The sequence below is a fragment of the Mesorhizobium sp. M2C.T.Ca.TU.002.02.1.1 genome (assembly GCF_003997225.1).
The window spans coordinates 1-5112 of the sequence record NZ_RZTO01000449.1 but is presented as its reverse complement, the minus strand read 5'-3'; the positions used below and the strand labels follow the sequence as shown (position 1 = coordinate 5112).

The 5112-nt window shown below is 64.0% G+C and carries 6 protein-coding genes; 5 read left to right on the top strand and 1 reads right to left on the bottom strand.

Annotated features, from left to right (window positions below):
- The 4 genes from EOD07_RS21905 to EOD07_RS21890 all read left to right on the top strand — a co-directional run.
- Positions 1–668 (top strand): arginase family protein (locus EOD07_RS21905; RefSeq protein ID WP_127236957.1); only part of this gene is annotated, 668 nt, incomplete at its 5' end.
- 129 nt (positions 669–797) lie between these two features.
- Complete coding sequence (locus tag EOD07_RS21900; RefSeq protein WP_127236956.1) at positions 798–1598, top strand: transporter substrate-binding domain-containing protein; 801 nt, start codon at positions 798–800, stop codon at positions 1596–1598.
- Positions 1599–1728: 130 nt separating this feature from the next.
- Positions 1729–2397, top strand: coding sequence for an amino acid ABC transporter permease (locus EOD07_RS21895; RefSeq protein WP_127236955.1), 669 nt, complete (start codon positions 1729–1731; stop codon positions 2395–2397).
- Positions 2394–3041 (top strand): amino acid ABC transporter permease, encoded by a 648-nt coding sequence (locus EOD07_RS21890; RefSeq protein ID WP_127236954.1) that lies wholly within the window; start codon positions 2394–2396, stop codon positions 3039–3041. The genes EOD07_RS21895 and EOD07_RS21890 overlap by 4 nt, the downstream gene beginning before the upstream one ends.
- Positions 3042–3081: 40 nt before the next feature.
- On the opposite strand, the gene EOD07_RS21885 is transcribed toward EOD07_RS21890, so the two are convergent.
- Positions 3082–4485 (bottom strand): MATE family efflux transporter, encoded by a 1404-nt coding sequence (locus EOD07_RS21885; RefSeq protein WP_127236953.1) that lies wholly within the window; start codon positions 4483–4485, stop codon positions 3082–3084.
- A 240-nt stretch (positions 4486–4725) separates the two neighbouring features.
- On the opposite strand from EOD07_RS21885, the gene EOD07_RS21880 reads away from it, so the two are divergent.
- On the top strand, positions 4726–5112 hold a 387-nt coding region (locus EOD07_RS21880), incomplete at its 3' end, for a cupin domain-containing protein (protein ID WP_206519520.1).

The window sequence follows — 5112 nt, the reverse complement described above, 5'->3', positions numbered from 1 at the left end:
GCTACCGACTGGAGATCAGCCATGAGGACATCGAAAAGCGCACCAACCAGATCGTCGATGCCGGCGTGCTGCCGCTCTCAGTCGGCGGCGACCATTCGATCAGCCATCCGATCCTGAAGGCGGTCGGCAAAAAGGCGCCGGTCGGCATGATCCATATCGACGCCCATTGCGACACCAGCGGGCTGTTCGACATGACCAAGTTCCACCATGGCGGGCCGTTCCGCAACGCTGTGCTGGACGGCGTGCTCGATCCCTCGCGCACGATCCAGATCGGCATCCGCGGCTCGGCCGAATATCTGTGGGAGTTCACCTACGAGTCCGGCATGACCGTCGTGCATGCCGAGGAAGTGACCGGCCTCGGCATTCCAGCCATTGTCGAAAAGGCGCGCAAGATTGTTGGCGACGGCCCGACCTACATCTCCTTCGACGTCGACAGCATCGACCCGGCCTTCGCGCCGGGCACCGGCACGCCGGAAGTCGGCGGGCTGACGACGCGCGAGGTGCTCGAATTGCTGCGCGGCCTGAAGGGCTTCAACATCGTCGGCGGCGACGTCGTCGAGGTGGCCCCGCAATATGACTCGACCACCAACACCGCCCATGTCGGCGCCCAGGTCCTGTTCGAGATCCTGAGCCTCATGGTGTTCAGCCCGGCGATCAAGAAAGGCTGAAGTCTATCTATCAGGCAATTCCGGACGGAAAACCGCGTTCCGCATTTCTGGAATTGCTCAAGCCAATACGGCCGTCGCGCTGGAGCCGGCGGCCGGTTTCAACAACAAGCTTCCAGCAGGGGAATAACCATGACTCTTCGCAACGCACTGAAATCCGCCATCGCGGCAGCCATGATGCTCGGCGCCGCAGGCTTGGCCACCCAGGCCAAGGCCGACGCCGTCGACGACATCACCAAGGCCGGCGCCATCAATGTCGGCATCTTTTCCGACTTCCCGCCCTTCTCCTCGGCCAGCGCCGATATGAGCATCAAGGGCTACGATATCGACGTGGCGCAGGCGATCGCCGATGCCTTGAAGGTGAAGCTCAACCTGGTCAGCGTCACCGGCCAGAACCGCATCCCTTATCTCACCGACAAGCGCGTCGATATATTGATGAGCGTCGGCTACTCCAAGGAGCGCGAGCAGGTGATCGATTTCGCGGCCGCCTACGCGCCTTATTACATCGCCGTCATCGGCCCGGCCGAGCTCGTCGTCAAAGGCAAGGAAGACCTCGCCGACAAGTCGATCGCCGTCAATCGCGGCACGCTGGAGGACACCTCGCTGACCCAGGCAGCGCCGGCTTCCGCCGATATCCGCCGCTTCGACAACTACAATTCCGTCATCCAGGCCTTCATCTCCGGCCAGACGCAGTTGATGGTCGTGGGCAACGATGTCGGCGCGCAGGTGCTGGCCAAGCAGGATGCGCTGAAGCCCGAACAGAAATTCCAGCTGCTCACCTCGCCTTCGCATATCGGCCTCAACAAGAACGAGGAGCGATTGAAGAAGGCGGTGAACGACGCCGTCGCCAAGATGCTTGCCGACGGCAAGCTGGACGAGAGCTCGAAGGCCTGGCTGAAGACGCCGCTCAATCCCGACAACCTCAAGGATTGATGCCGATCGGTTCGGCGCCGTAACGGGCGCCGAACCTTCTCTTTGTTTTCACGCAATTCCGGACGGAAAACCGCTTCACACTTTTCCTGGAATTGCTCCAGGCCAGGCGCCTCCAACAAGGTCAATCGCCATGGGCTACAGCCTCGACTTCGGCTGGCTTGCGGGTGCGGCGGGCGTGATCGCGCGCGGCGCGGCGATGACGCTGCTTCTGATCGCCGTCACGACGCTCGCCGGCACCTTCCTCAGCATCCTGGGCGCCGCCGGCAAAAGAAACGGCCCCAAGCCGCTTCAGCTTGCGATCGGCGTTTATGTCGAGGTCATGCGCAACACGCCGTTCCTGGTGCAGCTGTTCTTCATCTTCTTCGGGTTGCCCACGCTCGGGATCAGGCTGGACCCGATCCTGGCCGCGATGCTGGCGATGACGCTCAACATGGCGGCCTATACGATCGAGATCGTCGGCGCCGGTCTCGACGCCGTGCCGCGCGGCCAGACGGAAGCCGCCCTGGCGCTCGGCCTCAGGCCCCGGCAGGTGTTCGTCAAGATCGTGCTGCCGCAAGCGCTGAAGGTGATCTATCCGGCGCTGACCAGCCAGATCGTCATCATGATGCTGGAATCGGCCGTGGTGTCGCAGATCGCGGTACGCGAGCTGACCTACGAGGCCGACATGCTGCAGGCCCGCACTTTCCGCGCCTTCGAGACCTATTTCGTGGTGACCATGGTCTATCTCGGCCTGTCGATGGGGCTGCGCCGGCTGCTGGTCGCCGGCGGACGCCAGGCGCTCGGAGCAGGCGTGTCATGATCGAATTCACCTTCTGGGACATCGTCCGCAACCTCTTGCTCGCCGCGCGCTGGACGGTGCTGTTGTCGCTCGCCGCCTTCATCGGCGGCGCGCTGGTCGGGCTGGTCGTGCTGTTCTTCCGCATCGCCCGGAACAAATGGGTGAAGCGCATCGCCTCGGGCTATATCGCGCTGTTCCAGGGCACGCCGCTTTTGATGCAGCTCTTCCTGATGTTCTTCGGGCTGCCGATGCTCGGCCTGCGCATCGAGCCGTGGACGGCGGCGGCGCTCGGGCTCACCTTCTTCGCCAGCGCCTATCTGGCCGAGATCTGGCGCAGCGGCGTGGACGCACTGCCACGCGGCCAATGGGACGCCGGCGCCAGCCTCGGGCTGCACTATCTGCAGGAACTCAGGCTGATCATCCTGCCGCAGGCCTTCGCCATCACCCGCGCGCCGACCGTCGGCTTCCTGGTGCAGCTCATCAAATCGACAGCGCTGACCTCGATCATCGGCTTCGAGGAGCTGGTCAGGACCTCCAACGCCATCAACAACGCGACCTTCGAACCGTTCAAGGTCTACGGGCTGGTGGCGCTGATCTTCTTCGTCATGTGTTTTCCGCTGACGCAATACGCACGGCGGCTCGAAAAGCAGGCGCCGGGGCGCTGAGCCGGCTCAAGACTGCCGGTCGTGCCGGCAGCCTTTCTCGTCAATGCCCGAAGGACAGCGCCGGTGCGATGCGGTCGCGTCTGAGCCAGCGCGCGAGCAGCAGTGCCGCCACCACGGCCAGTCCCGACGCCAGGCCGATCCAGATGCCGACGCCGTTGAGGCCGAAATGGAAGGCGAGCAGCACGCCGAGCGGCAGGCCGACGCCCCAATAGCCGATCGCCGCATAGATCATCGGCACCTTGGTGTCGTGCAACCCGCGCAGCATGCCGGCGGCCACCGCCTGGGCGCCGTCGAAAATCTGGAACAGCGCCGCGAACATAAGGAACGACACGGCAAGCGTGATCACCCTGGCATTGGCCGGATCGGCAAGATCGATGAAGGCGCTGATCAGCGCATGCGGCCACAGGACCATCACCAGGCCCATCAGCGCCATGAACGAGACGCCGATGACGAAGGCCGTCCAACCGGCGCGCGAAACGCCTTCCGGATTGCCGGCGCCATGCGCCAGGCCGACGCGGACAGTGACCGCCTGGTTGAGACCGAGCGGCACCATGAAGGAGATCGAGGCGATCTGGATGGCGATGGCATGGGCGGCGAGCGAATCCGCGTCGATCAGGCCCATGAGCAGGGCCGCCGCGTTGAAGATCGTCACCTCGAAGGCGAGGATGCCGGCGATTGGCAGGCCGAGCTTGAGCAGGCCGCGGAAACGCGGCCAGTCGGAGCGCCAGAAACGGCCGAACAGATGGTAGCGGCGGAACTTCTTCTCGAGCATCACCACCGCCGCCAGGCCGACGAACATCAGCGTGCTGGACAAAGTGGTGGCGAGGCCGGAGCCGGCAATGCCCATCGGCTTGACGCCGAGATTGCCGAACATGAACACCCAGTTGAAGAAGGCGTTGCAGGCGACCGCGACGAAAACGATGATCAGCGCCCAGCCCGGCCGCTCCAGCGCCGAGATGAAGGAACGCAACACGATATAGCCATAGAAGGGCAGCACCGCCCATTGCAGCCAACGCAGATAGATGCCGGCCTGATGCGCAAGCTCCGGCTTCTGGCCCATGGCCAGAAGAACCTCTTCGCCATGCGAGAGGAAGATCCAGATCGGGATCGAGATCAGGATCGCCAGCCACAGGCCCTGGCGCACGGTGCGGCGCAGGTCGCGCACGGAGTGTCGATGACGGCCGAGCTCGGTCGCCATCATCGGCGAGGTCGCCAGCATCAGGCCGAGGCCGAAGATCAGCGGCATGAAATAGAGGTTGGAGCCCAGCGCGCCCGCGGCGAGCGTATCGGGCCCGAGCCGGCCCATCATCATGACGTCGGTCGCGGTCATCGCCGTCTGGCCGAGATTGGTCAGCACCATCGGCCAGGCGAGCGCGATCGTCGCCCTGATTTCCTGACGCCAAAGGTTTTCCGGCGCGCGAGCGCCGGCTTCGATCGCAGACATTGTTCCGCTCTTTCAGAACACGGCGCGTCGGCCAAAGGGCCGGAAGCCGCACAACAATGGCGCGAAATGGCGCCATTTGCGTCGCCTTGTGAACGAAATGCGACATGTTGGCAAGGGAGGAGACCCGGCTAGCGGTTGATCCAGGCGGAGCCGGGATTCAGCGACGCCTCTTTCATTTGCCGGCCTTGGACTGTTACGGATGGCCTGGGCATGCGCAGGCGCGTCATGCCGGGAGGAATGATGCCGTTCAGGCGCAGAAAAAACACGGCCGCGATCCCGCGCACAGCACCTGCCTTCGAGCACATCGTGACGGAGGCGAGCGAGAGTTTCCTGTGGCGGCTGGACGATTATCCGTGGGAACGCAATGTCTGGAATTTCCATCCGGAATACGAAATCCACCTGCTCAGGAAATCGTCCGGCGTGGTGCTGGTCGGCGACCATATCGGCGAGTTCGGGCCGGGCTACCTGACCATCGTCGGCGGCGGGCTGCCGCATGACTGGGTGACGGCGGTGCAGCCCGGCGAGCTGATCGAAGGCCGCGATATCGTGCTGCAGTTCGATCCCGAGCGGCTGCGCGGTTCATCCGGGCTGCTGCCGGAACTGCGTGAGCTGGAGCCGTTCCTGGAG

Coding starts and splice junctions, on each gene's coding strand:
- EOD07_RS21900 (WP_127236956.1), top strand. CDS start 798: ATGACTCTTCGCAACGCACTGAAATCCGCCATCGCGGCAGCCATGATG.
- EOD07_RS21885 (WP_127236953.1), bottom strand. CDS start 4,485: ATGTCTGCGATCGAAGCCGGCGCTCGCGCGCCGGAAAACCTTTGGCGT.
- EOD07_RS21890 (WP_127236954.1), top strand. CDS start 2,394: ATGATCGAATTCACCTTCTGGGACATCGTCCGCAACCTCTTGCTCGCC.
- EOD07_RS21895 (WP_127236955.1), top strand. CDS start 1,729: ATGGGCTACAGCCTCGACTTCGGCTGGCTTGCGGGTGCGGCGGGCGTG.